The organism is Micromonospora sp. B9E7 (genome assembly GCF_039871815.1).
Lineage (GTDB): Bacteria > Actinomycetota > Actinomycetes > Mycobacteriales > Micromonosporaceae > Micromonospora.
Genome location: NZ_JBDPLX010000003.1, coordinates 431,222 through 454,568 on the forward strand (window position 1 = coordinate 431,222; position 23,347 = coordinate 454,568).

20 protein-coding genes and 1 other RNA gene are annotated in these 23,347 nt (G+C 70.9%); 5 read left to right on the plus strand and 16 right to left on the minus strand.

What is annotated here, in order from left to right:
* Positions 1-7: 7 nt before the first annotated feature.
* The 10 genes from ABGB10_RS07250 to pruA form a co-directional block, all read right to left on the minus strand.
* Positions 8-958 carry a hypothetical protein gene (locus tag ABGB10_RS07250; protein WP_347660071.1) on the minus strand — a complete coding sequence of 317 codons (951 nt, stop codon included), beginning with the start codon at positions 956-958 and terminating at the stop codon, positions 8-10.
* Positions 959-1,004: 46 nt separating this feature from the next.
* Positions 1,005-1,502: a hypothetical protein gene (locus ABGB10_RS07255; protein ID WP_347660072.1), complete on the minus strand. Its 498-nt coding sequence runs from the start codon at positions 1,500-1,502 to the stop codon at positions 1,005-1,007.
* 160 nt (positions 1,503-1,662) lie between these two features.
* Positions 1,663-2,340, minus strand: a complete 678-nt coding sequence (locus tag ABGB10_RS07260; RefSeq protein WP_347660073.1) for a hypothetical protein — start codon at positions 2,338-2,340, stop codon at positions 1,663-1,665.
* 69 nt (positions 2,341-2,409) lie between these two features.
* Positions 2,410-2,785, minus strand: a transfer-messenger RNA (tmRNA) gene (gene ssrA / locus ABGB10_RS07265).
* A 104-nt stretch (positions 2,786-2,889) separates the two neighbouring features.
* Positions 2,890-3,369 (minus strand): SsrA-binding protein SmpB, encoded by a 480-nt coding sequence (smpB, locus tag ABGB10_RS07270; protein ID WP_203177075.1) that lies wholly within the window; start codon positions 3,367-3,369, stop codon positions 2,890-2,892.
* 148 nt (positions 3,370-3,517) lie between these two features.
* Entirely contained in the window at positions 3,518-4,393 is an 876-nt protein-coding gene (gene ftsX / locus ABGB10_RS07275) for a permease-like cell division protein FtsX (protein WP_347660074.1), read from the minus strand.
* Positions 4,394-4,460: 67 nt separating this feature from the next.
* The gene (ftsE, locus tag ABGB10_RS07280) at positions 4,461-5,141 is read right to left on the minus strand and encodes a cell division ATP-binding protein FtsE (protein ID WP_030331491.1); all 681 of its coding nucleotides are present in this window, start codon (positions 5,139-5,141) and stop codon (positions 4,461-4,463) included.
* A gap of 118 nt (positions 5,142-5,259) precedes the next feature.
* Positions 5,260-6,381 (minus strand): peptide chain release factor 2, encoded by a 1,122-nt coding sequence (gene prfB / locus ABGB10_RS07285; protein ID WP_145786432.1) that lies wholly within the window; start codon positions 6,379-6,381, stop codon positions 5,260-5,262.
* A 64-nt stretch (positions 6,382-6,445) separates the two neighbouring features.
* Positions 6,446-6,961: a PadR family transcriptional regulator gene (locus tag ABGB10_RS07290; RefSeq protein WP_238677722.1), complete on the minus strand. Its 516-nt coding sequence runs from the start codon at positions 6,959-6,961 to the stop codon at positions 6,446-6,448.
* A 186-nt stretch (positions 6,962-7,147) separates the two neighbouring features.
* Positions 7,148-8,776 carry an L-glutamate gamma-semialdehyde dehydrogenase gene (pruA, locus tag ABGB10_RS07295; RefSeq protein ID WP_347660075.1) on the minus strand — a complete coding sequence of 543 codons (1,629 nt, stop codon included), beginning with the start codon at positions 8,774-8,776 and terminating at the stop codon, positions 7,148-7,150.
* Positions 8,777-9,183: 407 nt separating this feature from the next.
* On the opposite strand from pruA, the gene ABGB10_RS07300 reads away from it, so the two are divergent.
* Positions 9,184-10,308, plus strand: coding sequence for a hypothetical protein (locus tag ABGB10_RS07300; protein ID WP_347660076.1), 1,125 nt, complete (start codon positions 9,184-9,186; stop codon positions 10,306-10,308).
* A 117-nt stretch (positions 10,309-10,425) separates the two neighbouring features.
* Here ABGB10_RS07300 and ABGB10_RS07305 read toward each other — a convergent pair whose 3' ends face one another.
* The gene (locus tag ABGB10_RS07305) at positions 10,426-10,935 is read right to left on the minus strand and encodes a hypothetical protein (protein ID WP_347660077.1); all 510 of its coding nucleotides are present in this window, start codon (positions 10,933-10,935) and stop codon (positions 10,426-10,428) included.
* 216 nt (positions 10,936-11,151) lie between these two features.
* Between ABGB10_RS07305 and ABGB10_RS07310 the strand changes: the two genes are divergently transcribed.
* Entirely contained in the window at positions 11,152-11,379 is a 228-nt protein-coding gene (locus ABGB10_RS07310; RefSeq protein WP_347660078.1) for a helix-turn-helix domain-containing protein, read from the plus strand.
* Positions 11,380-11,706: 327 nt separating this feature from the next.
* Entirely contained in the window at positions 11,707-12,300 is a 594-nt protein-coding gene (locus ABGB10_RS07315; protein WP_347660079.1) for an Rv3235 family protein, read from the plus strand.
* A 329-nt stretch (positions 12,301-12,629) separates the two neighbouring features.
* Here ABGB10_RS07315 and secA read toward each other — a convergent pair whose 3' ends face one another.
* Positions 12,630-15,557: a preprotein translocase subunit SecA gene (gene secA / locus ABGB10_RS07320; RefSeq protein WP_347660080.1), complete on the minus strand. Its 2,928-nt coding sequence runs from the start codon at positions 15,555-15,557 to the stop codon at positions 12,630-12,632.
* A 168-nt stretch (positions 15,558-15,725) separates the two neighbouring features.
* Between secA and ABGB10_RS07325 the strand changes: the two genes are divergently transcribed.
* Together ABGB10_RS07325 and ABGB10_RS07330 are read left to right on the plus strand one after the other, a co-directional pair.
* A complete protein-coding gene (locus ABGB10_RS07325) occupies positions 15,726-16,877 on the plus strand; it encodes a GNAT family N-acetyltransferase (RefSeq protein ID WP_347660081.1) in 1,152 nt (383 codons plus the stop codon).
* On the plus strand, positions 16,874-17,986 hold the full coding sequence (locus ABGB10_RS07330; protein ID WP_347660082.1) for a GNAT family N-acetyltransferase: 1,113 nt from the start codon (positions 16,874-16,876) through the stop codon (positions 17,984-17,986). Before ABGB10_RS07325 ends, ABGB10_RS07330 begins: the two co-directional genes overlap by 4 nt.
* Before the next feature lie 67 nt (positions 17,987-18,053).
* Here ABGB10_RS07330 and raiA read toward each other — a convergent pair whose 3' ends face one another.
* The 4 genes from raiA to mtrB all read right to left on the minus strand — a co-directional run bounded on the left by raiA (position 18,054) and on the right by mtrB (position 23,336).
* The gene (raiA, locus tag ABGB10_RS07335; RefSeq protein WP_347660083.1) at positions 18,054-18,692 is read right to left on the minus strand and encodes a ribosome-associated translation inhibitor RaiA; all 639 of its coding nucleotides are present in this window, start codon (positions 18,690-18,692) and stop codon (positions 18,054-18,056) included.
* Positions 18,693-18,938: 246 nt separating this feature from the next.
* Positions 18,939-19,646, minus strand: coding sequence for a ComF family protein (locus tag ABGB10_RS07340; RefSeq protein ID WP_347660084.1), 708 nt, complete (start codon positions 19,644-19,646; stop codon positions 18,939-18,941).
* 4 nt (positions 19,647-19,650) lie between these two features.
* The gene (locus tag ABGB10_RS07345) at positions 19,651-21,468 is read right to left on the minus strand and encodes an LpqB family beta-propeller domain-containing protein (protein ID WP_347660085.1); all 1,818 of its coding nucleotides are present in this window, start codon (positions 21,466-21,468) and stop codon (positions 19,651-19,653) included.
* Entirely contained in the window at positions 21,465-23,336 is a 1,872-nt protein-coding gene (gene mtrB, locus ABGB10_RS07350) for an MtrAB system histidine kinase MtrB (protein ID WP_347660086.1), read from the minus strand. Before mtrB ends, ABGB10_RS07345 begins: the two co-directional genes overlap by 4 nt.
* Positions 23,337-23,347: the final 11 nt, after the last annotated feature.

Consider the following 23,347-nt stretch of genomic DNA (forward strand, 5'->3'; position numbering starts at 1 on the left):
CGGACGGTCAGCGCGGCGCGATCGACAGTGCGGCACCGCTGAACACGTCCAGCACCGGCCGGGCGCCCAGCGGCGCCGCGAGGGTGACGGTGACCGGTTCCATCTTGAGCACGGCGATGCACTCGCCGGTGGCCCGGGTGACACTGCCGCCGACCACCACGACGTCCGGCCGTTCCCACACCAGCGGCGTGATCCCGGTGTCGCACGCGCCGACGCCGAGGCGCACTGTCAACCGGGTGCCGTCGACCGCCGCGAGGTCCTGGGCGGCCACCAACCCGTCCGGCAGCGGCCCGGCCGGCGCGGTGGGCTCGGGCACCGAACCCATCGCCGTGGGTGCGACGGCGAGCCGGGCGACCGGGGCGGCCAACTCCTCGACGTCGAACAGCCAGGCCGGGACCTGCGCCTCACCCCGGCTCGTTCGGACCGGTACGGTGCCGAGGTTGACCCCGGTGACGGTGAGCGACAGGCAGGCGGTCTGCGTCGTGCTGGTGGTCCAACCGTCCGGCCCGGGCTCGACGGTGGGGCCGCCGGGCGTGGGCAGGCCGGGTCGCTTCGGTCGCCCCGGGCAGGGCAGCGGGTCCCCCTGGTCGAGCTGACGGTACGCCTCGGCGGCGCTGACCAACGGCAGCGTCAGCCGGCCGTCCGGGAACCGGATCTCACCGCCGACCCGGGTGGGGTGTATCGGCACCTGCGCCCGGTACCAGCCGGCCCGGAACGCCGCCTCGGTTTCGGGAGTGAAGCGCGGGTCACCGGTGAGCACTGTCGGCCCCTGCAGGGGGACGTACCCCGTGCGCCAGTCCGGGCCGGGCTGCCACGCCTCGGCGACCTGGGCGGCCCGCTGGTCGAAGGCTTCGGCACGGTGTGGGTCGCTGGGACCGTCGAACAGATCAGCACCGGTGGGGGCACAGCCCGCCGCGAGCAGCAGCGGGAGTACGAGCAGCAGGACCGGTCGACGCATGACCGGTTCGACGCGGCCACCGACGCTCCGGTTCCCCGGCGCGGGGTCAGGTCTCGCCACCCAGATCAGTCTGGTACGCCTCCCAGAGGAGGTCCGCGCCGCGCCGCCGATGCCGGGCCAACTTCCGCAGCAGGTGCCCGGCTCGATGCCGCAGCTCGTCCGGGTGTGCCTCGGTCTGCTCGGCGATCCGCTGAACCGCGAGGAGCGCGGCCACGATCGCCGCGTGCTCCCGGGTCAGCAACCGCACCCCGTGTTCCAGCCGCGGCGACTGGGTGAGCAGCTCCCGGTAGAGGCCTGCCGGGCCCTCGGTGGCCCGGACGTGCTCGGCGAAGCCCCGCCGCACCGGACGCAGCCGCAGCAGGACCTCCTCGCGCCAGCACGGCTCGGTGGTGGCGACGGCGACGGCCCGACCGAAGGCGTGCACGTCTCCGGCGAGCCCGGCCGGGCGGGGGTCGCCGGGTAACCCGATGGGATGCGGATCGACGGGGTGCGCGGCACCCGGCCGGGCGACGAGTGACGGCTGCTGGACCGGACCGGTGACCATGGCACCTCCCGCGACGCTGCTACCCCATACCGCGATGGTGAGCCTGCCCGGCCCGCCCTGTCCAGGGCCACCATGCGACTCATCTGCCCCGTTCAGCCCAATGACCCCACCCGCAACAGGGGCCACAGCCGGCCAGCCGGCACCGGCCGCATCAGGCGGCCTACCGGGGGTGCGCCGCCAGGCGGTGCAGTTGGTCGGCGACAGCGTGGGCGTCGTCGTCGCGCCCGTCGGCCGGTCGGCCGGTCGTGATCGCGTCCGCCAACGCGCGCAGCTCTAACGGGGGCAGGCTGTCCAGGCCCATGCCGCGCAGCGGAATGGTGACCCGCCGCGCGCTCGCCCGGTCGGTGGCGGTGATGGCTGCGCGCAGCCGCTGCCCGACCATCGGGGCATCGTCTCCCACCTCCCGATGTGGCACTCCGGCGACATCGATCCGGGCGGTGGCGAGGTCGACGGTACGGGTACGGAACGCGCCCCGCACCCGTACCTGGCTGCCGTCCAGCCATGCGGCGGTGCGGAGCACCCGCAGCACGAGGTAGACACCGAGCAGGACGAACGGCAGGCCGCACAGCCCGACGACCGGGACGGGACTGGACTGGCCCGCATCGCCAGCGGAATGCCTCAGCGCGGGCGGCAGCATTCCCGGCGGGAGATCGCGGGCCTCCTCGTAGGAGGCGAACGCGTCCCCCGGGCCGGTCAGCCGACGCAGCAGCCCGCCGGCGAGCAGGGGCAGCGCCACGAACGCCACACCGACGGTCGCGACGAAGACGCCGGACAGCACCGCCACGGTGCGCTGGGCGGGTGACGCGCCGACCGACAGACGCAGCTCCTGGTGGGTCACAGCAGGCAGCGTAAGACCTCCGGCACGACGAAGCGCCCCGGCTGATGGGCCGGGGCGCTTCGTTCGAGGTGGTGGAGGTGCCGGGAATCGAACCCGGGTCCTTCGCCGGTTTGTCAGGGCTTCTCCGAGCGCAGCTCGCTGTGCCTCTACTCGGCCCCACCGCTCACGCGAGCAAGTTGGTGTGACGGGCCCAGTCGCTGATTAATCTCGCCGCACGGACCCCGCGACCGGGTCCGATTGGCCAGCCTCCTAGCTGATGCCGGCTACTGGGACGAAGGCGTTCCCAGGCCGACAGACTTAGCTACTCGCCTCAGGCGGCGAGAGCGAAGTCAGCGCGAGTGTTCTTGGCGCTTATAAGTTTCCGACGACCGATTCTCGAGACGACGTCGGCTTCCTCGGCTCGCTTCCCCTGTCGCTGCGTACGAAGTCGAAACCAGTCACCCCCTCGACAGGCCGCCGATGTGGCGGCACTGACAAGACTAACGCCTGCCGCAACAGCTTTCATCCCGAGCCCCGGGCCGGCACGCCGAACCGGGCAAACAGGATGAATCAGTCGTCCATGCCCTTGCCGCGCCGGCCGGACACCCGGGCGATCTCCCGGTCCGCGTCCCGCTTGGCGAGGTCCTGACGCTTGTCGTACGACTTCTTGCCCTTGGCTAGGGCGATCTCCACCTTGGCCCAGCCGTCGGAGAAGTAGACCTGCAACGGGACGATCGTCAGACCGCCCTCGCGGGTCTTGCCGACCAGCTTGTCGATCTCACCCCGGTTGAGCAGCAGCTTGCGCGTACGCCGGGGCTCATGGTTGGTCCAGGTGCCCTGGGTGTATTCCGGGATGTGCATGGCGTGCAGGAACAACTCGCCGTCGCGCTCCTGGGCGAACGCGTCGACCAGCGAGGCGCGCCCGGCGCGCAGCGACTTGACCTCGGTGCCGGTCAGCGCCATGCCCGCCTCGTAGGTGTCGAGGATCGCGTAGTCGTGGCGCGCCTTCTTGTTGGAGGCGACCACCTTGCGCCCCTTTTCCCGTGGCATCGGCGCCACCCCCTCTCCTTCGTCCGTGGCCGGGCTCACCCCGGCCGGACAACCGATCATGCTACCCGAACAACAAGGACCCTCCCGCGCCGTTTATTTCCGGCTGCGGGAGGGTCCTCGGGAGACGACGGGACGACCCGTACGGTGCCTAGACCCGCAGGTAGAAGCGCAGGGTGATCCAGGCGGTGCCCGCGCTGACCAGACCACCGACGCCGGCCATCAGCGGGAAGATGAACAGGATGTCGCCCCAGGTGATCGGCGAGAGCAGGCCCTGCAACGCGCTCAACGAGCCGTCGAAGAGCAGATACTTCGCCGCGACCAGGGCGACGAGCCCGAGCAGCGAGCCGATCAGGCCGGCCACCACCGCTTCGAGCACGAACGGCGCCTGGATGAACCAGTTGGACGCACCGACCAGCTTCATGACCGCGACCTCACGCCGCTTGCTGTACGCGGCCACCTGAATGGTGTTCGCGACCAGCAGCAGGGCGGCGACCGCCATCACGATGGCGGCAGCCAGGGCGATGTTCTGGATCGAGGTGAGGATGTCGAAGATCTTGTCGAGCAGTTTGCTCTGGTCGACGATCTCGTCGACGCCGCCGGTCTCCTTGTACTGGTCGTAGATGTTCTTGTACTGCTCCGGGTTGTTCAACGTGATCCGGAAGGACTCCGGCAGCTGGTCCGGCTTGACCGCGTTCACCAGGTCCGGAGCGTCCTGGTACATCGTCTTGAAGCGCTCGTACGCCTGAGCCTTGTCGACGTAGATGACCTCCTTCACCAGGGGGTCACCGTCGAGCTTGGTCTGCAGATCGGTGCGCTCCTGCTCACTCACCTCCTGGTTCAGGAAGATCGCGACCTGGATGTTCTTGAAGTAGAGGTCCTTCATGTCGTCGACCTGGCGGTACATGAGACCGCTGGCGCCGAGCATGGTCAGCGAGACCGCCATCGTGATGATCATCGCGATGGACATGGTCACGTTGCGCCACAGTCCGACCAGTACCTCGGACAGGACGTATTTCACGCGCATCGGGATTTCCTCCGGGTCTCCGGCATGAGGTGTTCGTCGTCAGGCTGCGCAAGGGTGGAGCGTCGGCTCACCCGTAGACGCCGCGGGCCTGGTCACGCACGATGCGACCGCTCTCGATCTCGACAACGCGGCGGCGCATCTGGTTCACGATGTTGGAGTCGTGGGTGACCATCACGACGGTCGTGCCGGTGCGGTTGATCCGGTCCAGCAGGCGCATGATCTCGATCGAGGTGTCCGGGTCCAGGTTTCCGGTGGGCTCGTCCGCCAGCAGGATCAGCGGACGGTTCACGAACGCCCGGGCGACCGCGACCCGCTGCTGCTCACCACCGGAGAGCTCGTGCGGGTAACGATGCTCCTTGCCACCGAGCCCGACCAGCTCCAACACCTCCGGCACGACCCGGCGGGCAACCGCCTTGGTCTTGCCGATCACCTCGAGGGCGAACGCCACGTTCTCGTAGGCGGTGCGGTTCGGCAGCAGCCGGAAGTCCTGGAAGACACAGCCGATCGAGCGCCGGAAGTGGGGTCGCTTCCAGGAACGCATCGACGTGACGTCCTTGCCGTTGACGACGACGCGGCCCTTGTTGGGGGCCACCTCGTGCAGCAGCATCTTGATGATCGTGGACTTGCCGGAGCCGGATGGACCGATGAAGAAGACGAACTCGCCCTTCTCGATCGAGACGGACACGTTGTCGAGCGAAGGCCGGGACGCCTTCGGGTACGTCTTCGTCACTTGCTCAAGCTGAATCACGGGTCGTGAGTCTACGCGGTGTAACAACTGAGCCAAGCCCCACGCCCCGCCGATCCGTCGCGAGTCGCCGAATCAGGCCCCCACCTGGAGATCGATGACGCGCTGCGCCTACGCGCGGTTACGCACCGTCGTCGGCGAGTTGCCGCTGCTTGCGCCAGCGGATGCCCGCCTCGATGAAACCGTCCAACTCACCGTCGAAGACCGCGCTCGGATTGCCGGTCTCCTGCTCGGTTCGGAGATCCTTCACCATCTGATACGGGTGCAGGACGTAGGAGCGCATCTGGTCGCCCCACGAGCCGGCGGCGTTCTCCTTGAGCCCTTCGAGCTTGGCCTGCTCCTCCTGGCGCTTGCGCTCCAGCAGTCGGGCCTGCAGCACCCGCAGCGCGGACGCCTTGTTCTGCAACTGCGACTTCTCGTTCTGGCAGGTCACCACGATGCCGGTCGGGATGTGGGTCAGCCGGACCGCCGAGTCGGTGGTGTTGACGCTCTGCCCACCGGGGCCGGAGGAACGGTAGACGTCGACGCGTACCTCGTTTTCCGGGATGTCGATGTGGTCGGTCTGCTCGGTGACCGGCAGGACCTCGACGCCCGCGAAACTGGTCTGCCGGCGGCCCTGGTTGTCGAACGGGCTGATCCGGACCAGACGGTGGGTGCCCGACTCGACGCTGAGCGTGCCGAACGCGTACGGCACCTTCACCGCGAAGGTGGCCGACTTCAGGCCCGCCTCCTCGGCGTACGAGGTCTCGTAGACCTCGGTCGGGTAGCCGTGCCGCTCCGCCCAGCGCAGGTACATCCGCAGCAGCATCTCGGCGAAGTCCGCAGCATCCACTCCACCGGCGCCGGCCCGGATGGCGACCAGCGCCTCCCGGGAGTCGTACTCGCCGGAGAGCAGGGTGCGGACCTCCATCTCCTGGATGGCCTTGGTCAACCCGGTGATCTCCGACTCGACCTCGGTCAGCACGCCGGGATCGGACTCGGCCTCGGCCAGCTCCAGCAACACCTGGGCGTCGTCGAGGCCGGAGCGGAGGCTGCCCAGCTTGCTGATCTCGCCGTTGACGTACGACAGCTGCGAGGTCACCTGCTGAGCCTTGGCCTGGTCGTCCCACAGATCGGGGGCGGAGGCCTCCTGCTCGAGGCGGGCCTTGTCCTCGTGGAGCCGGTCGATGTTGAGGACGGCCTCGATGTTTCGCAGGGTCGCGTCGAGTTCCTTGAGCTGTTCGGCGTAATCGGCAGCGGTCACGACAGACAAGCGTACTGTGCCGCAGGCAGCCCAGCTCGTTGCGGATGCGCGAACCCGCCGATCATCACCCGACGGGGGCGGACTTCAACCACGACAGGGCGGCCCGGTGGTAGGCGACGGCGAACTCCAGCGCGCTGGCGTCGTACGTCTCGCCGTCCCGTTTGGCGTTCTTGACCTGTTCCCGAACCTGGGCCAGGGCCTCGGTGTGGTACTCGTTGGCCGAGGCGTACAGGCCCTTCAACTGGCTCGCGGAATGCAGGTTGCCGAAGGCCATCCGGAGCGCGATCGGGTTTCGGATGGTGTCCCGCCCCGGGTTCTCCGCGAGCCAGCGGGAAAACGTCCGTTTCCCGCTCGCAGTGAGTGAGTACGGCTGGCTCATCCGCGGCCCCGGCTTACCGAGACGCACGAAACCCCGCTCGGCCAGCACCGGCAACTCGCGGTAGACCTGGCTGCGGGTCATCGACCAGTACGGCGCCAGACGGCGCTCAGCGGCGGCCATCAACTGACCGCCTGTCATCGGGCCCTCATGGAGGAGGCCGAGCAGGGCCGCCGCCGTAGGGTTGACTCCGGAATCCGCCATGCCCACTACGCTGCCACTTTGCGCACCCGGCGTCCAGGATTTGCCAGTTTGCCACCCAACAGGACTTCCTAAGTGCACTGTCGGCGGCAGACTGTCCGTTGAGGACTATCGATGGCTCCGCCCATAAGGAAGGGCCCCTTGTTAACGCCAGGTGCATAACAAGGGACCCTTCCTAACGGATGACGCCTACCCCATGTGGGGGTACGTGTGGTCGGTCGGCGGCACGAAGGTCTCCTTGATCGTCCGGGGCGACAACCAACGGACCAGGTTCAGCCAGGAGCCCGCCTTGTCGTTGGTGCCACTGGCCCGGGCTCCACCGAAGGGCTGCTGCCCGACCACGGCGCCGGTCGGCTTGTCGTTGATGTAGAAGTTGCCGGCCGCGTACCGCATGCGCTCGGCGACCGCGTCGACCACCCGGCGGTCGGTGGCGAACACCGAGCCGGTCAGCGCGTACGGGGCGATCGACTCGGCCTGCGCGACCACGTCGTCGAAACGGGCGTCGTCGAACACGTGCACGCCCAGGATCGGCCCGAAGTACTCGGTGGTGAAGGTCTCGTGGGCGGCGTCGGAGCACTCGAACAGGGTCGGCCGGACGAAGTAGCCGACCGAGTCGTCCGCGGTGCCACCGGCCAGCACCCGGCAGGAGTCGTCACCGGCGATCAACTCGAGCGCCGCGGTGTGCCGGGCGAACGCCTTGTCGTCGATCACCGCGCCACCGAAGTTGCCGAAGTCGGCCACGTCGCCGTAGGTCAACGAGTCGGTGGTGGCGGCCAGCCGGTCGCGCAGCCCACCCTCCCAGATCGACCGCGGCACGTACGCCCGCGAGGCCGCCGAGCACTTCTGGCCCTGGTACTCGTACGCGCCGCGGATCAGCGCGGTGTGCAGGGCGTCCACGTCGGCGCTGGTGTGCGCGACCACGAAGTCCTTGCCGCCGGTCTCGCCGACCAGGCGCGGGTAGCCCCGGTAACGGGCGATGTTGTCGCCGACGGTCCGCCACAACTGCTGGAAGACCTTGGTGGAACCGGTGAAGTGGATGCCGGCCAGATCCGGGTCGGCGAGTACGACGTCGGAGACCTCCTCGCCCCGGCCGGTGACCATGTTGATCACGCCGGGCGGCAGGCCGGCGGCCTCGAACAGCCGCATCGTGAAGTGCGCGGCGAACTGCTGGGTCGGGCCCGGCTTCCAGATCACCGTGTTGCCCAGCAGCGCCGGCGCGGACGGCAGGTTGCCGGCGATGGCGGTGAAGTTGAACGGGGTGACCGCGTAGACGAAGCCCTCCAGCGGGCGGTGGTCGAAGCGGTTCCAGACGCCCGGCGAGGACGCCGGCTGCTCCTCGAGCAGCCGGCGGGCGAAGTGCACGTTGAACCGGAGGAAGTCGATGAACTCGCACGCCGCGTCGATCTCCGCCTGGATCGCGGTCTTCGACTGGCCGAGCATGGTGGCGGCGTTGAGGGTGTCGCGCCAGGGGCCGGCGAGCATCTCGGCGGCGCGCAGGAAGATCGCGGCGCGCTCCTCGAAGGGCAGCGCCCGCCACATCGGGGCGGCGTCCTTGGCCGCCTTGATCGCGGCGCGGGCGTCGTCGTGGGTGGCGTGACCCGTCACGCCGAGCACGTGCGCGTGCTTGTGCGGCTGCACCACGTCGATCGAGTCACCGGCAGCCATCCGCTGCTCACCACCGATGGTCATCGGCAGGTCGATGCGCTCGGCGGCGAGCTCGGTCAGCCGCCGCTGGAGCCGGTCCCGGTCGGGGCTGCCCGGCTCGTAGTTGCGAACCGGCTCGTTGCGCGGCTCGGGAACGGAGAACACGGCATCCATCAAGGCTCCTGGCGATCTCGACAGCAGTGGCGAAACCGGACCCGCGGGCACCGACCGGACGGTCGGACACCGGACGCCACCCGGGGGGGGCCGAGCAGCGGCGGGACCTCCCGTGATTCTCCCATGGAGAGCTGCGCGCCCCACCTCCGCCACCGCCTTCGGCCAAGGACCGGTGCACCCCTTCTCCCCTTACCGACCGGGCTCGATCCGATTACCGGCCGGGCTCGATCCGAGCACCCATCCACGCATCGGGCAGCCGCCCCGCCCCCGCGCCGGCATCCGCGCCGCCGGCACGCTCGGGGAGTTGCTCGGCGCGTACCCCGTTGCGGTGGTCCCGGGGCGGCGGGCGACCCAGCGGGCCCGCGTACCCTGAATGGTCGGTGACCTGCCGCCTCGAAGGGGAGACGATGACCAAGCAGCCCGGCCGCACCCCGTCCGCGGAGTCGGACGACCCGGCGGCCGACGCGGCCAGCCCCAGCAGCCGGCCGCTGCCCGCGCCCGGCGCGGCGGTCCTCGCGCTGCTGGCGCTCGGGTGGCTGACCGCCATGCTCTGGTCCACGCGGGAGGCCATCACCTCGGCGGCGGCCGGGATCACCGCGATCAGTCTCTCGGCGTTCGCCCTGCCCGGCGTGATCTCGGCCGCGCTGGTGGCCGGGACGGCCGTCGCGCTGGCCGCGAGCAACCTGCTGTCCCGCAGGTACGGGGACTGGGCCACCCTGCGCTTCACCGGGGCGATCGGCGGCGGCATGCTGGTCGGCCTGGGTTCCGCGCTGGCGATCAACCTCACCTACTTCGACACCTCGACCACCAACGTGATCGCCGGCACCACGGCGGCTGCGGCGATCATCGGCGGCGCGGTGGCCGGCGCGCGGACCGCCCCGGCGGTCGGCGCGGTGGTGACCGCCGCGCTGGGCACGCTCGTCTTCGTGGTCGCGTTCAGCCAGGCCCGGGACCCGTTGTTCGACCTCTTCGGGGCCGGCGACAGCCAACAGTCGTTGGTCGACGCGGCCAAGTGGGTGTCCCGCACCGAGTCGCTCGTCGCCGGGCTCCTCGCCGGACTCCTCGCCTACGGCTACCTGACCTGGTCGCGACGCCGAGCCCTCCGCCGCGATCCTGCCGCTCCGGCACTGCGCTGGCCGGCATACCTGCTCGCCGGCGCCGGGCCGGGGCTGCTCCTGCTGCTCGCCGAGGTGATCATCCGGATCGGTGGCCGATCGCTGCTCGATCTGGCCAGTGCGCTCAGCGAGGCGGACGCGGTGGCGCAGACCTCGCTGGGCACCTCACGGGTGGACAACGGCATCTGGGTGCTCTTCGTCGGGGCACTGACCGCGCTCATCGCGTTCGGCCGCACGCTCGGCCCCGCGCACAACGACGACGACGAACCAGCCGACAGCCCGCAGCCCGTCGCGGACCGGGCCGCTGCGGACCGGGCCGCTGCGGACCGGGCCGCTGCGGAGACCGAGGAGCCGGACCCGGCCGAGGCGTTCGACCGGCTCGACACGGACCCGGCCAAGGCCGACCCGGCGCGCTGACGTCGGTCCACGCCCGGCCTGCCGCGGGTCGGGTCGGCACCTCGCGCTGACGTCGGTCGACGCCAAGCTTGCCGCAGGGTCGGGTTGACACCTCGCGGCGCCGTTGTGGCGTGCGGCTCAGCTGGCCGCGCGCAGGAGCAGGTCCAGCTCGGTCACGTCGTACCACTCCAGCTCGTGATCCTCAGCACCGTCGACGGCGAACTGAGCATCGGGGTCGCCCGCCGCCGCCTCGGCCACGACGTCGGCCGCCGCGGTGACGTCCTCGACCGCGTCCGCTCCGTCCACGTGGATGGCCGCGATGGCGCCGACCGGCACGGCGTCAGCCAACGTCACAGTGCTGGAACCCAGCTCACCGTCGCCCCGCCCGACCGCGCCCGCCGGCAGGTCGGCCGAGACGACGACGCGGCGGCGGGGAGCGCCGGGATCGGCCCGGAGCAGGTGCAGCGCGTCCTGGGCGGCCCGGGTGAACGCGACGTACTCCAACTCCTCCTCGTCGCCCTCGGCGTACCACTCGCGCAGCGCCGGGGTCACGGCATGGGCCTCGGCGGCGGCCAGCCCCTCCGCACGCAGCCGGGCCAGCATCGGTACGGTCGCCGGCACGTACACCCGGACAAGCTCGTCGGTCACCGGTCGTCTCCCCGCTTCGTCCACCACCGGCGGCCGCCGGCACGGGCGCAGATCATGCCGCACGCCGTTGACCGTCATACACCCCGCCTCCGGCCGGTGGAAGTTTCCGGCCGGTGTGTCCTGCGCGGTCCGGCCTGCCGCGTAAGCAGCCGGTGCTGGGCGGCGAGGGCGGTCGATGGCAAACTGAGCCAAACGACATCAACCCCGGGGGTTCCTGTGGAGCCGAGGTTCCTGCTGCTCTCCGACGTCGCCGCCGAGCTGAACGTGTCGGACTCGCAGGTCTACCACATGGTGCGCAGCGGTGAACTGCCCGCAATCAAGATCGGCGGACGCGGCCAGTGGCGCGTCGAACGGGCGCGTCTGGAGGAGTACATCTCCCGCAAATACCACGAGACGGCAGAATGGGTGCAGAGCAACCCACTGATCGACCGCGACCCGGAGTAGGTGCGCCTAGCGTCGTTCCCGTACGCCGCTCGACCTTCCTCCCTGCCCGGCTACGCATCCCCAGTTCCGGCTCACGGCTCCGGCTCAAGGCTCCGACCCGGGCTCCTGGGCTCCGGCTCCGGGATCGCGCAGTTTCCCTGAGTGGTGGCCTCGTGGCGGGTTGAGGCCCCTACTTCCCTGCCGTTGCGGGGGATCTTTCCGACTCGGTCCAGCGCGACATCGCCTGTCCGGCCCCGATCATCGGCCAAGCCATTGACCGGGGCCGTTCTGTTGTCGAGAATTGAGTCTGTCGCAGGCAAACGAAGACAAACGCAAGATCAAGGGGGAATGATGAGCGAGGCGCGGCCCGGCCCTTCCCGACCGCCCGTGCGGCTGCGCCCGGTCCCACCCATCGATCCGCCGTACGCCGACGAGACCGACGGGTCGTACTGGCCAGTGCCCACCCACGGGCAGCTCGCCCTCGACCTCTTCGCCTCGACCCGGCCAGACCCGGTCCGACCTCCCGAACGCCGGGCTGCCCTCCGTCCAGTGCGCACTGGACCCACCACTCACCCGGCCGCGTCGCTACCCTCAGCGGCCGCCCCGGAATGCGCCCGAGCCGCGCATCGTTTCGTCGCCACCTGCCTGGAAGTGATCAACGGGTACCGGTCGCCGGCACAGGTGCGCGCACTGCTCGACCCACCCCGAGCGGCTGACCTGCTGACCGAGTTGGCCCGCGCGTCCACGCGAACCGGGGCACCTCGCCGCCGCGCCACCCGACCGGCGGTCCGACTGCTCCGCCTCCGCGTCTGCGAGCCCCGGGAAGCCGCCGTGGAGGCGGCTGCCGTCCTCACCGGCACGGCCGGCCGAAGCTGGGCGATGGCGCTCCGCTTGGAACATCGTCGGGGTCGCTGGCTGTGCACCGCCCTGCACGTCCTCTGACCAACGGACCCGAGCCGGGAGCCGGGAGCCGGGAGCCGGGAGCCAGGGCCAGGACCAGGGCCACGGCCGAGCAAACCCGCCGCGCCATATCAGGTCGAGCCGTGCCAGCACGGCTTGATCGACTCGGGTTCTTGAAAGTCGGGCCATCAACCTGCCGACGACACCCCGACTTCCTTGAAAGCGAGTCGATCATCGCGGACGCGCCTGCGGGCCAGCGGGGGCAGGCCGGGTGGCGGGGGTGCCGGCGGGCTGGTTGGGCGCGAGGAGGGCCCGAGACGACGAACGGGTCCCGGCCAAGAGGCCGGGACCCGTTCGTCAGGTGCTGTTGGTCAGTTTCCGCCGTTGGGCGCGCCGTGGCAGCGCTTGTACTTGCGACCCGAGCCACAGGGGCACGGCGCGTTGCGGGACGGACCGTTGCTCGCTTCCGCCTGGTTCGGTGCCGGACGACGGGAGCCGGCCGTCGGCAGCACCGGGCCGCGCAGCCCGGACGCGGGCCGCTGCGGAGCGGACGGTGCGGTCTGCCCCGGTGCCGCCGGAGCATTCGGGGCCGGTCGGCCCACGCCGAGCGCCGGAGCCTGCTGCTCGGCCTGCTCCACGGCGACGGCGCCCGGGCTGGCTTCGCCGTCGATGGTGGGGGCGGAGTATTGCAGGCCCTGCCGCCGCGGTGCCTGGTTGAGGCCCTTGGCCCGGATCTCCACCGGCTTGTCGAGCAGCGTGACCTCTTCGGATCCCTCTTCCGGCTCCGGTTCGGTCACCTGGACGTCGACGTTGTAGAGGAAGCCGACCGTCTCCTCCTTGATGCCCTCCATCATGGTGGCGAACATGTCGAAGCCCTCGCGCTGGTATTCCACCACCGGGTCGCGCTGGGCGTACGCCCGGAGGTTGATGCCCTCCTGGAGGTAGTCCATCTCGTAGAGGTGCTCGCGCCACTTCCGGTCGATGACCTGGAGCAGCACCATCCGCTCGAGCTGACGCACGCCCTCGGTGCCGACCTGCTCCTCGCGCCGGTCGTACGCGGCGTTCGCGTCCTCCTTGAGGCGGGCGACCAGGAAGTCGGCGTCCATGCCGGCACGCGAGCCGCCGGCCTCCTCTTCCAGCTCCTCGATCGTCACGCCGACCGGGTAGAGCTGCTTCAGGCTGGACCAGAGCTGCTCGAGATCCCAGTCCTCGCCGTAGCCCTCGGAGGTGGCTCCCCGCACGTACGCCTCGACGGTGTCGTCGATCATGTTGCGGACCTGGTCGGAGAGGTCTTCGCCGTTGAGCACCCGGAGCCGCTCGGCGTAGACGACCTGGCGCTGCTTGTTGAGCACCTCGTCGTACTTGAGGACGTTCTTGCGGATCTCGGCGTTCTGGCCCTCGATCTGGGCCTGGGCGCTCTTGATCTGCCGGGTGACCATCTTCGACTCGATGGGCACGTCCTCCGGGATGTTGAAGCGCTCCATCACCGCCTCGACCGCACCGGCCCGGAAGCGTCGCATCAGCTCGTCCTGCAGGGACAGGTAGAAGCGGGACTCGCCCGGGTCACCCTGCCGGCCGGCACGACCGCGTAGCTGGTTGTCGATCCGGCGGGACTCGTGCCGCTCGGTGCCCAGCACGTAGAGACCACCGGCGGCGGCGACCTCGTCCGCTTCGGCGTCACAGGCCTGCTTCCACGTGGGAAGGACGTCCTCCATCGCCTTGGCGTACTCTTCCTCGTTCTCCAACGGGTCGAGGCCACGCTGGCGCAGCTCGTTCGCGGCGAGGAACTCGGGGTTGCCACCGAGGAGGATGTCGGTGCCGCGGCCGGCCATGTTGGTGGCGACGGTGACGGCGCCCTTACGCCCGGCCTGGGCGACGATCTCGGCCTCCCGGGCGTGGAACTTGGCGTTCAGCACGTTGTGCGGGATGCCGCGCCGACGCAGCAACTGGGAGAGGATCTCGGAGTTTTCCACCGAGACGGTGCCGACCAGCACCGGCTGACCCAGCTGGTGCCGCTCGGCGATGTCCTCGATGACCGCGTTGAACTTGGCCTTCTCCGTCTTGTAGATGACGTCCGGCCGGTCCTCGCGGACCATCGGGCGGTGGGTCGGGATGGTCACGACGCCGACCTTGTAGACCTTGTTGAACTCGCCTGCCTCGGTCTGTGCCGTACCGGTCATGCCGGACAGCTTCTCGTAGAGGCGGAAGTAGTTCTGGAGGGTGATGGTGGCCAGGGTCTGGTTCTCCTGCTTGATCTCCACCCCCTCCTTGGCCTCGATCGCCTGGTGCATGCCCTCGTTGTAGCGGCGGCCGTGCAGGATGCGACCGGTGAACTCGTCGACGATCAGGACCTCACCGTCGTTGACGATGTAGTCCTTGTCGCGCTTGTAGAGCTCCTTGGCCTTGATGGCGTTGTTGAGGTAGCCGACCAGCGGGGTGTTGACCGACTCGTACAGGTTGTCGATGCCGAGCCGGTCCTCGACCTTGGCGACACCGCGCTCGGTCACCGCGATGGTGCGCTTGGAGTGGTCGACCTCGTAGTCGCCCTCGCCGTCGGTGCCGGGCTGGAGCCGGGCCACCACGCCGGCGAACTCGCCGTACCAGCGGGCCGAGTGCTCGGCCGGGCCGGAGATGATCAGCGGGGTGCGGGCCTCGTCGATCAGGATCGAGTCGACCTCGTCGACCACCGCGAAGTTGTGCCCGCGCTGCACCAGCTCGTCCTTCGACCAGGCCATGTTGTCGCGCAGGTAGTCGAAGCCGAACTCGTTGTTGGTGCCGTAGGTGATGTCGCACTCGTACGCGGCGCGGTGCTCGGTGGACGGCCGGTTGGGCAGCACCACACCGACGGTCAGCCCGAGGAACTCGTGCACCCGGCCCATCCAGGCGGCGTCGCGCTGGGCGAGGTAGTCGTTGACGGTGATCACGTGCACGCCCTTGCCGGACAGCGCGTTGAGGTAGACGGCCATGACCGAGGTCAGCGTCTTGCCCTCACCGGTCTTCATCTCGGCGATGTTGCCGAAGTGCAGTGCCGCGCCGCCCATCACCTGGACGTCGTACGGACGCTGGCCCAGCACCCGGGCGGACGCCTCGCGGGCCACCGCGAACGCCTCCGGCAGGATGTCGTCGAGGGTCTCACCCTCTTCGAGCCGTTCCCGGAACTGTTCGGTCATGCCGGCCAGTTCCTCGTCGCTGAGGTTGACGTAGTCGTCCTCGATCGAGTTGACGGCGGCGGCGATGGCCTTCAGCCGGCGCACCATGCGGCCCTCGCCTGCGCGAAGGACCTTTTCCAGAATCGACACGGATCAACGCTCCCCTAGACGGTCTCGAACCATCGTAGGCGCTCCATCGGCGTGATGGTCACTGGTAGCGGCGGTCCATCGCGTCGAACCCGACATAACTCGCGTAGCGGGTACGCCGGGGGCGTTATCCGGTTACGCCGTCGGCGAACGTTGCGGCACGATGCACGAGTGGAGCCCGTGGAGATCATCGAGGATGGCGTGCTGCTGCGGCCCTGGCGGGAGGCGGACGCCGAGGCCGTGCACCGAGCCTGCCAGGATCCGGACATCCAACGCTGGACCACCGTGCCGCGCCCCTATCGACCGGAGCACGCTCACGGGTTCGTCACCGAGGTGAGCGGGCGGGCCTGGGCGGAGGGCACCGGGGCGCCGTTCGCGGTCTGCGACGCGGCGACCGGTGATCTGCTCGGCTCGTGCGGGTTGATCTCCATCGACCAGGCGGGCACCGGTGAGATCGGCTATTGGACCGCGCCGTGGGCGCGGGGCCGGGGGGTGATGGTCCGGGCCACCCGAGCGGTGGCCCGCTGGTCCTTCGACAGCCTGGGGCTACGCCGGCTGATCTGGCAGTCCGAGGTGGGCAACCACGCCTCTCGGCTGGTCGCGCTCCGGGCCGGGTTCCGGGTCGACGGGCGGCTGCGGCTGACCCACCCGGCGCTGCACAGCGCCGCAGACGGCTGGATCGGCTCGTTGCTGCCCGGCGAGGTACCCGCCCCCGGCTCGACCGGGCCGGCCGGACCGGGCACCCTGACCGCCCGGCGGGCCGCCGTCTTCGGCCGCCCACAGCCCGTCCTGTTCGCCGAGACCGGGACCGGCGAGCTGCGCCTGCGGCCCATGGAGGAGCCGGACCTGGACGCTGTGGTGCAGACCTGCCGGGACCCGGAGAGCATCCGCTGGACGACCGTGCCGGACCCGTACGAGCGCGCCGACGCGCAGGGCTACCAGGCTTACGGCCGGGACGCCTGGGCTCGGGGGGACGCCGCCTGCTTCGTGATCGCCGACTCCGACGACCGGTACGCGGGCACGCTCGACCTGCGACTCTCCCCCACCGACCCGCTGCTGGCGGACGTGGGGTTCATGACCGCCCCGGCGGCCCGTGGCCGGGGATACCTGCCGGCCGCACTGGTCGCGCTCAGCGCATGGGGCTTCAGCACGTTGGGCCTGGCCCGGATCGAGTGGAAGGCGAACGTGGGCAACACCGCCTCCCGCCGGGTGGCCGAGAAGGCGGGCTTCACGTTCGAGGGAACGGCCCGGGCCGGGGTGCAGCACCGCGGCGAGCGGGTCGACGTGTGGGTGGGCGCGCTGCTCGCCAAGGACCTGACGTGAGCCTCCGGCAGGTTGTCGAGGCGTACGGGGTGCGGCTGCGGCCGTTCCGCGCCGAGGACACCGCCGACGTGGTCGACGGCTTGGCCGACCCGGTGAGCCAACGGTTCATGACCGGCCTGCCAGCGCCGTACACCGAGGTCGACGCCCGCTGGTGGATCGACGCGGGCGCCCCAGCGGCCTGGACCGGCGGCGGCGCGGCGTACGCCATCGCGGACCCGGCGACGGACCGGCTGCTCGGCACGGTGGGGCTGTCCAACCCGGTGCCCGCACGGGGGCAGGCCGAGATCGGTTACTGGGTGCGGCCGGCGGCGCGCGGACGAGGGGTGGCCACGGCCGCGACCCGAGCGCTCGGCGAGCACGCGTTCGCCACCGGGACGGCTCGACTGGAGCTGCTCACCCACGCGGAGAACGGCCCGAGCCAGCGGGTCGCGCTGGCCGCCGGGTTCCGCTACGAGGGTTCGCGCCGGTCCGCCGGTAGCGCCCGCGACGGGGGTCGGCACGACCTGCTGGCCTGGGTACGCCTCGCTGCCGACCCGCCCGGCCCGGCCGCCCGACTGCTGCCGGACCTGCCCGACGGGGTGCTCAGCGATCAGGTGGTGGCGCTGCGCCCGCTCGCGCCCGGCGACGCGGAGCCGATGTACCGGCTGCACAGCCGGCCCGAGGTGGTGGCGAACCAGGCGCCGCCCGTGCCGCCGACGCGGGAGGCGATCGAACGGCGCTGCCGTCTCGCGGAGAGCGGATGGCTGACCGGCGAGATCGCCCGGCTGCTGATCACGGACGTGGCCAGCGGGCAGCCGGCGGGCAGTTGCGGGTTGTCGTACACCGATGTGGCCGGCGGCGAGGCGTCGGTCGGCTACGCCCTGTTGCCCGACTGGCGCGGCCGGGGGTACGCGACGCGGGCGGTCCGGCTGCTCGCGGCGTGGGCGTTCGGCGCGGCCGGCATCGCTCGGCTGGCCGCCGGCACGGTGCCGGACAACACCGCGTCGCACCGGGTGCTGGAGCGGGCCGGGTTCCGGCGCGAGGGCCTGCAACGTGGTCGTCTGCCCGGGCTGGCCGGCACCCGCCTGGACGACCTGACCTTCGCGTTGCTCCCCGGCGACCTGCGCTGACGGATCACCGGGCCGTGGTGGGCGTTTCTCCACCACGACCCGGTGACCGACGCGGGTCGGGGACCGGTCAGGTGGCGAGGGAGATGATGCCGTAGTCGTAGGCGTGGCGCCGGTAGACGACGCTGGGGCGGCCGGACTCCTTGTCCTGGAACAGGTAGAAGTCGTGACCGACCAGTTCCATCTCGAACAACGCGTCGTCGATCGTCATCGGCTCCGCCGGGTGCACCTTCTCCCGGGCGATGTGCCACGGCTGCTGGTCGTCGTACTCCTCCTCGACCCGCTCCGCGACGGCGGTGCCGGCGCGGGCACCCTCGGCCGAGGCGCTCAGCGCGGGGGCCACCAGGTCCGCGACGGGCAGGCCCGCGGTGGCCTCGGCGACGGAGATCGGCGCGTGCCGACCCCGGTGTACGCGGCGACGGTCGGCCGCGCGGCGCAGCCGGGTGTCGAGCTTGGCGATGGCCGCGTCGAGCGCACTGTAGAAGTCGTTCGTGCAGGCCTCGGCCCGCATGACCGGGCCCCGGGAAACGCAGGTGATCTCGACCCGCTGGCAGTGGTCGGCCTGGCGCGGATTGCGCTCGTGAAACAGCTCGACATCGACACGGATAAGCTTGTGGTCGTAGCGTTCGATCTTTGCGAGTTTCTCGGCTACGTGCACCCGGTAATGGTCCGGCACTTCGACGTTTCGGCCCTTGACCACGATGTCCACGTGACCTCCCTTGTTCGGACGGTCTTCGATCCGGTTGACCCGGTCGCGCGCCGTGGGGAGACCCGCTGGCGTCGACCGGTTGGTACGGCTACGCCTCCTCTCACCGCCAGGGGCGGATGGGATGACCTCCTACCCCCGACAGCGAAACGCTAACTCCTGTTTGCTCGACAGTCACCCCATGTTGCCGAGACAGCCCAGGATTTTTCGCAGCTCGTACACCAATGGGTGAAACGGAAACACGATCGGTTACGAGTGGTGTCTTTTCTCGGTCGCCGCGAGCACCGCGGCCACACTCGGTGCCCACCCGGTCGCGGTCAGCACCCTGGCTGCGGCGGCCAGGGTGACGCCGGTGGTGACGATGTCGTCGAGCAGCACCACGACCGGCGTCCCGCTCGCGGCACGCCCCCGGCCCAGCGCGGTGGAGCGCGGCCGGAACGCCGCCTCGGCTGCCGCCGCCCGCCCGGTGCTGTCCAGCGTGACCGAGTCGGGACGGGGCAACGCACGCAGCGGGCGGTGCACCCGCACCGCCCAGCCGCTCCGGTCGAGGCGGGCCGCGCAGTGCCGGGCCAACCGGTCCAGGTGATCCCCGTACCGGGACCGGGCCGCCGCCGCCGTGTCCGGGACCGGGACCAGCGCCAGCGGGCGGGCATCACCGACCGCCGCCGCGACGACCTCCGCGAGCAGCGCGCCGAGTGGACGGGCCAGCCCGTGCCGGCCGTGTTCCTTGTACGCCAGCAGAGCCTCGCGCAGCGGGCCGCCGTACGGGCCGAGCGCGACACAGGGCGGCAGGCCCGGCGGGGCGGGTGTGGGCCGAACCGACCGTGGCCGCAGCGCCTCCAGCGCCGTGACGCAGGCCGGACAGACCCCGTGCCGCAGGCCGGGCCGCCGCTCCCGACAACCCGCGCAGGTGGTGGGGAGTACCAGGTCGGCGAGGTCCGCCCAGAGCCCGCTCACCGTGTCAGTAGAGGAAGAACGGTGCCGACGGGTTACTCGGGCGGACGCCAGCCGGCACCGAGGGGATGTCGCGCACCCGCTCGGGCTCGATCCGCTCGAACGGACTGCTCCGGTAGGCCACCCCGTTCGCCTCGTACATGTAGGCCCCGCTGGGTGCCCGTACGGTGCGGTTGGTCGGGTACGCCGTCAGGTGGTTGACCTTGGCACCCACGTCGGTCCGTAGGGGCGTCTCCAGGGCGCCGTCGACGCTGATCTCGTAGATCGCCTGCTGGCCCGCCGACCCCGCCACCACCAGCCGGTCCTCCCGGCTCCAGTCGACCGCCGTGAGGCCGGTCAGCGAGGTGGCCACTTGCCGGGGCGGCCCGATCGAGACCCCGCCGCCGTCGAGGTTCACCGCGGCGACGTAGAGCTGGCCCCCCGCGATCAGCGCGACCCGCTGGCCGTCCAGTGCGGCGGCGACCGCGGTGACGTCGCCGGAGGGCAGGTTGAGCGGCACCTGGTACATCCGGGCCGCCTCGTCGAATCGGTAGAGCAGCCCGTCCGCCACCACCAGGCCGCGACCGGCCCGGGAGTCGGCGGTACGCAGCCAGACCGGGCGGCTCATCGAGGTGTGCTCCGTGTCGCTGCGGCTGACGACGGTGACCGGCGCGGCACCCGTGCCCACCGACAGACGGTACCGACCGTTGCTGCTGCCGGTGGTGATCATCGCGGCGAGGATTCGCCGGTCCTTGGCCACCGCGAGGCCGGCGGAGACGATGTTGCGGTTGGCCTCGGGTGCCAGCGGCACCGTCCCGCTGAGTTCGCCGTCGAAGTCGAGGGGGTGGATGGCGCCCTCGTACACGCCGAACCGCTGCGGGCTGTCGGCGTTCGGGTAGAGCTGCTGGGCGTTTCGTCGCTCGACCAGGTCCTGCACGGGCTGCGAGTTGTTGCGGATCTTCAGCTCCAGCTCGCCCGTCAGGTCACCGAGCGACCAGGCGAGTTGGGTGATCAGCTGGTCGATCCCGTTCCGGTCGTCACCGGACATGTCGAGGTTGACCTCCCACCGGCTGTCCGCGCCGGTGGCGTTGTTGATCAGCTCGGTGCGGTCGGGCAGCCCGACGACCCCCGGGCGCAACCAGTCGGAAGGGCCACCGACCAGCCACTTCACCACCTCGTTGACCCGACGCTCGCTGGGCACGGCCAGCGGCCGGTAACGCTGGTCGGGCACCAGGCGGCTGCGGTCGGAACTCCAGAAGTAGATCGACTCGTCCTGGTAGTACTGCTTGAGGGCGGCGTCGCTGAGCAGCAGCACGTTCGGCGGGTCGACGACGTAGAGGCCGGCACGCTCGTCGTTGGCACCACCGTCGAACGCCGCGCTGCGCAGCCGGAACTCGTACTGCGTCTCGGTCGCGACGGGCGGGGCCAGGACGCCGTTGGCTCGCAGCACACCGATCTGCTGCACACTGATCTTCACGGTGGTGGTGTTGTCGCTGTTCAGGGTGTAGACCGCCTCGCGCAGCCGGACCACGTTCAGCGCGACCTCGCTGCCCTTCTTGTCCTGCAGGCGAGACTTGGACTCCGGGGCGACGTACGCCTTGACCCGTTCGTAGGCGCGGTCCGGCTCACCTGCGGCGGCGGACAGGAAGTTGCGCACGAACATCTCGTTGTCGCTGCCGCTGGACGGCCGCGTCGGCGGCTCACCGCTGCGCAGGTCGACCACGCCGGCCCCGGTCACGGCGCCGCCCTTGCCGTCCACCCGCACGTCGGAGCCGGCCGGGATGCCACAGCCGGCACCCAGCAGCACCACCACACCCAGTGCCCCCAGCAGAGAGGGTCGTCTCATGAGCGCACCTCCGCCCGCTGCTCGTCCCCGGTCGAGGCCGGGCCGGTCGCCGTCGCTCCACCGTTGCCCGGCCCGGTCGCCGACGCTCCACCGTTGCCCAGGCCGGTCGCCGACGCTCCGCCGGGGACGGTCGCCACGGTGCCGCCGGCGCCGGGGCCGATCGCCAACGCACCACCGGTGCCGGGGCCGATGGCCAGCGGGCCACCGTCGCGAGGGCCCCCGAAGGGCAGCGCGGCGTCGGCCGGCACCAGTCGCAGCGGCGAGGTGGTCAGCCGGTCACCGGCGCGGGCCGGCAGCGTGAGCCGGAACTGCGCGCCCTGCCCGGGAGCACCCCATGCCTCCAGCCAGCCGCCGTGCAGCCGGGCGTCCTCCAGGCTGATCGACAGCCCCAGACCGGTGCCACCGGTCTGCCGGGCCCGGGACGGGTCCGCCCGCCAGAACCGGTTGAACACCAACTTCTCCTCGCCCACCTTCAGCCCCACCCCACGGTCGCGGACGGTGATCGCCACGGCGGTCTCGTCGACGCCGAGGGTGATCAGCACCGGACGGGCCTCGCCGTGCTCGACGGCGTTGCCGACCAGGTTGCGCAGGACCCGCTCGACCCGACGCGGGTCGACCTCGGCGATCACCGGCGCGTTCGGCAGGTCGAGCTCGATCGGGACGCCCACCCGCTCGGCCAGACCAGCCAGCCGGTCGACCACCCGGTGCACCACCGGCACCAGGTCGGTCGGCTCGGAATCCAACATGGCGAAGCCCGCGTCGAAACGACTGATCTCCAACAGGTCGGTGAGCAGCTCCTCGAACCGGTCCAACTCGGCCTGGAGCAGCTCGGCGCTGCGGGCCACCGCCGGGTCGAACTCGTCGCGCTCGGCGAAGATCAGGTCAGCGGCCATTCGGACCGTGGTCAGCGGCGTACGCAGCTCGTGCGAGACGTCGGAGGTGAACCGGCGCTGCAAACGGGACATCTCCTCCAGGCGCAGGATCTGCCGTTGCAGGTTGGTGGCCATCTGGTTGAACGAGGCGGCGAGCAGGGCGAGGTCGTCCTCGCCGTTGACCACCATCCGTTGGTCGAGCAGGCCGGCGGAGAGCCGCTGGGCGGTCCGCGCGGCGACCCGGACCGGGTTGACCACCAGGCGGGTGACCAGCGCGGCGAGCAGCCCGAGCAGGATCACCAGCGCGACCCCGGTGGCCACCACGGTGGCTCGGGCGTCGGCGGCGGTGACGTCCTGCCGGGTCAACGGCACCAGGTAGTAGATCTCGATCTGACCGAAGCGGGTGGGCACCGGCGAGCCGTAGACCAGATATTTGGTCGGCTCACCGGTGAGCCGACCGGTGCGGATCTGACTGGCGACCTTGCCGTCGGCGATCGCGGCCCGCAGCTCGGGGCTGATCAGCGGTCGGACGTTCGCGGCGGGCGCGGTGCGCGTCTGGATCTGGTCGGGATAGCCGTTGGCCGTGATCGCCACCACCACCCCGCTGGTCTGCTGGGGGTCGCCGCCGGCGAGGTAGTTGACCGTGTCGTCGATCGTCTCCTGGAGCTGCGCCTCCTGCGGCTGGCCGTAGAGCGAGACCTGCTTGGTGGCGTAGCTGGCGCCGCTGGTCACCCGTTGCCGGACGTCGCTGCGGGCGTTGTCGAGCAGGATCGTGGTGATCTTGTCAGCGATCAGGAACGCGAAACCGCCGACCAGCAGACTGGACGCGACCAACGTGATGGTCACGACCCGGACCTGTAGTGAGCGGCGCCAGGTCTGGTGCACCCGGGCCACCACCCGGGCGACCCGGCCGCTCACCGCACGCCAGACCTCCCCGCCGGCGCTGGGCCGGCGGGCAGCCGTGCTCGGGGAGGGTGTGGGCGGCGAGGTCGACACAGTGCGACCAG